Source organism: Ruegeria sp. AM1, assembly GCF_056540745.1.
Genome location: NZ_JBQFXH010000032.1, coordinates 1 through 2,830, shown reverse-complemented (window position 1 = coordinate 2,830; position 2,830 = coordinate 1). Strand labels below are relative to the sequence as shown.

Genomic DNA, 2,830 nt, shown 5'->3' with positions numbered 1-2,830 from the left:
GGCTACGAACACCTCCCCCAATACCATCGAGCAGCGGTGTTTGCAGCACCACGGAGGCAACATGGAGTTCAGTGATCTCTTTAATCTTTCAGACAACGATTATGCGGTGGATCTTCTCACCCGTGTTTTCGGTGGTGTGGTGGAGTTTGTGTCCGGAGAAGGCGGATCTTTGACAGATGGAACGCTGCTCACAGACCTGATTTCGATCTTCAACACAGCGTGCCTTTTGCTCGCTCTGATCGTCGGCAGTTATACGACTTACGTGCTTGTTTTCGACACTGCCGCCGATGGCAAAACCTTCGGCAACCAATCGGACACAAAATACACCGTCGTTCGCATTCTTGTAGGCGCGATCTCGTTTGTTCCCATCCAAGGCGGGCTGACGGTGGCGCAGCTCGCGCTGATCTGGCTGAGTGTCCAAGGATCGGCCCTGGGCGACGTGGCATGGCGTACTGTTGCAGATGGCGCGTTGCGCGATGAGCCCGTCCTCGCTGCCAGTGCGCCGCTTTCGGAAACCGACTACCTGATCAACCAACAGTTCGCGAATACTCTCTATGCGCTTACCCATGGCGAACTGTGCCAACGCCAAATGGACCGCCTTGCGGTCCTTGCGCAGAGGCCAGCAGGGACAACTCAACGCGTCGTAGATTCTGACAGTTATGGCGTTACGCGGACAGGGTTTCTGGGCATAAACTCGACTGAATACACGCACCTGGAACGTCAGATTTATTACTCGGATGAGGGCGGGTCTTATGGGCGCGCCGATAATCTCTGCGCCAGCGTTTCGCACCAGGTCGAGTACATCGCCGCTGCCGATGGCGAAAACAGCGCCGACTTCGCGACACGGGTTGGTTCGGGCGTTCTGCTCAATCGGTACCAAGCCGCTGACGGTGCCATCACTGGAAATCTACTGCCTGTGGCATCTCAGATCGCAGATTTGATCTTTGCTGGAGAACGTGACCGGGATTCTATCCAAACCCTGATGGATGACGCAGTCTCAAATGCTTTTGCCAACTACATGGCCGGCATCACATCCGGAGGCTTGTCGAACACCGAATACGAAGCGCTACACGCTGACCTGCTGGATGAAGTGGACACCCTCGGCTGGCCGTTTGCATTGAGCTGGCATCGCGGCATTACAATGGCCGCGTACACATCGACCGGAACCGCAGCCGAGCTTCAGATTTACACCAATTTCGACAATGGCATTAACGATTACTTTGGCGGGTTGCTGTCGCGAATGACGGGCTCCGTAGATGCCGCCATGTTCCAGAAGGTTAACGATGACTTCGGATACCTCGAGCAATTCGAAGGCTTCGTGACCGAGCTGGGCACCTATGAACCCGGTGCGACTGCGACAGTGGTGAACGCTGGGAACAGCGACACCAGCGGGTGGTTCTATCGTCTGTATCAGGTTTTACTTGAAGTCTTCACAGTCACAGATGGCGGCGACACCGCGACCTATCTTGATCCAATGGCGGACGTAATCACCGTTGGCAAACAGATCTCGGCCGTGGGCGGGACAATGATTGCCGCTGGTGCTGTTGCGGATGGTGTTTCGATGTTTGGCGGGCTTGCAAAGGGTCTCGGGTATGTGGCCGAATATCTGCTTTACCCGGTCGGGTGGGCGCTGCTGATCTTCGGTTTCGTCTTGATCGCGATCATTCCGGCGATACCGCTCGTGTATTTCTTCGCCGCTGTTCTGTCCTGGCTGCTGACCGTCATTGAAATCCTGTTTGCAGCACCTCTAGCCGTTCTCGCATACTTCGCGCCCGCCCGAGACGGAACGTTAATTGGCCCGGCGGCAGGTATTTTGACCTCGATCCTTGGAGCGGCTCTGAGACCGCTGTTCATTATCCTGGGTTTCATTGCGAGCCTGATCATCATGCGGATCGGGATGGATTTTCTGTTCCTGCTGTTCTCGGGTTTCCTCGGTTTCATGACAGCGGGTGGGTCCTGGTTCACTGTGATCATTCTGGTGGGCCTGGTCTGTATGTACGTTCTGGTGACGCTCTACTTGGTCATTGTGGCGTCCAGCTTGATCACAGAGCTTGGTGATCGTGTGCTTTCGCTTGCTGGGATGCTCACTGAAAGAGCGAACACCATGAACCTTGAATCCAACGTGGTGGGCACTGCCGCACCCACACGGATCATCAGCAATCAAGCGGCTGCCGTGGGGCGTGTGACAAAGGCTGGAGTCGGCCATGGTGCGCAGCGCCTCCTGAAAGGCCCAAAATCGAAAGGAAACTGATGATGAAAAAGACAATCATCGTAATGTTGGCGTTGTCGGTTCTGGCCGGATGCAAAGATGACAGCCCAACTGCAGCGGATATTGAGCAAGGCTATTTGAACGGCATTGAGGCCGACAAATCAGCCGCTTTGGCGCAATACGGGTCAATCGAAGACATGCCCGCTGGCTTGCAGCTTTCGTTGAAGATGCTCGCTAGGAACGTGGAGTTGACCTCATGCGAAGAGCATCCAACGAATGTTGGTTATCTGTGCATCTACAATTTCGACCTGCTCCGCGATGATGGCTTTGTGGTGCAGGCAGGTATCAAGGACATTCGCGGGCATGTCTTCAAGGGAGATGTCGGTTGGCTTGTCGAAGAGGTCACGCAATGACCGCGTTTCTCGATAACCTGTTGTTCGACATGGCCACGATGTTCTTTCGCCCGTTCACCGCACTGAAGAGGGGATGGGGCGAGAGGCTTGGTGGGCGGTATCTCGGCGCGTCCTGGGCGCTCGTCCTGTCTTTGCTGGCTTGGGGTTTTCTGCTGAGTCTTGCCGTAGACGACATTCCAGGCAGCGACGTTGGCACCGTATTCTATCT

3 protein-coding genes are annotated in these 2,830 nt (G+C 55.3%); all 3 read left to right on the top strand.

Annotated elements, in window-relative coordinates; translation table 11 throughout:
• The coding region (locus tag ACR0I7_RS19995) for a DotA/TraY family protein (RefSeq protein WP_480514122.1) at positions 1–2,251 on the top strand (2,251 nt) is incomplete at its 5' end.
• Positions 2,252–2,253: 2 nt separating this feature from the next.
• A complete protein-coding gene (locus tag ACR0I7_RS19990) occupies positions 2,254–2,622 on the top strand; it encodes a hypothetical protein (RefSeq protein WP_480514120.1) in 369 nt (122 codons plus the stop codon).
• A partial coding sequence (locus ACR0I7_RS19985) for a hypothetical protein (protein ID WP_480514118.1) occupies positions 2,619–2,830 on the top strand: 212 nt, incomplete at its 3' end. The genes ACR0I7_RS19990 and ACR0I7_RS19985, both read left to right, overlap by 4 nt.